Origin of the sequence: Eubacterium ramulus (assembly GCF_003122485.1) — a bacterium.
Lineage (GTDB): Bacteria > Bacillota > Clostridia > Lachnospirales > Lachnospiraceae > Eubacterium_I > Eubacterium_I ramulus_A.
In genome coordinates this window covers 1-568 of record NZ_JRFU01000231.1, presented here as the reverse complement: position 1 = coordinate 568, position 568 = coordinate 1, and the positions used below count along the sequence as shown (strand labels likewise).

The window sequence follows — 568 nt, the reverse complement described above, 5'->3', positions numbered from 1 at the left end:
TTGTTTCTCACCACCTATAGAGGTGGGAGTCATCTCCCATCTGATATACCTGAAACAGTGCAATCCTTACCTCGTAACGCCCCTGCTCCAGACAACTGATGATGTCAATTGACCGTTTTCCTTTTTCAAGCTCCGGCAAAACTTTCTGACTGCCTCATTTTCTTCTTTTTTCTGTAACACAAAATGTGATTTTCCAAGTTCCACATTTAACAGAATGTCGCGCTTGTAATCATAAAATTCCTCTGCCAGTCGTCTCGGACAGGTTTCCTCCGATATCTGATAAATTCCCATAATTCCGGGATACGTTCCCACCGCATAACGGCTATGCGGATTATATCCGGTGATTGCACGCTGATACCTTCCGTCATTGCGCAAAAAAGAGTTTAAGCACATGATCGAATCATCACTGACGATATGTTCCATACGGCAGGCATCGTCCTCCGCTTTCTGCTGGTCTGCCTGATAGATTTTCAGAGTAGTTAATCCCTGCAGATTTTCCAGAAAAAAATCTCCAAGCCCAATTACGCAAAAAATATATAAATAATCCTCCAGAAGGATTAACATCTAT

At 42.4% G+C, this 568-nt stretch carries 1 protein-coding gene; it reads right to left on the bottom strand.

All coding sequences use genetic code 11. The features are described 5' to 3' along the window. Positions 1–66: 66 nt before the first annotated feature. Positions 67–423, bottom strand: coding sequence for a hypothetical protein (locus LG34_RS16870; protein WP_181369404.1), 357 nt, complete (start codon positions 421–423; stop codon positions 67–69). Positions 424–568 lie beyond the last annotated feature (145 nt).

Bases quoted from the DNA above. Each gene is read 5' to 3' on its own strand.
- LG34_RS16870 (WP_181369404.1), bottom strand. From the start codon at position 423: ATGGAACATATCGTCAGTGATGATTCGATCATGTGCTTAAACTCTTTT.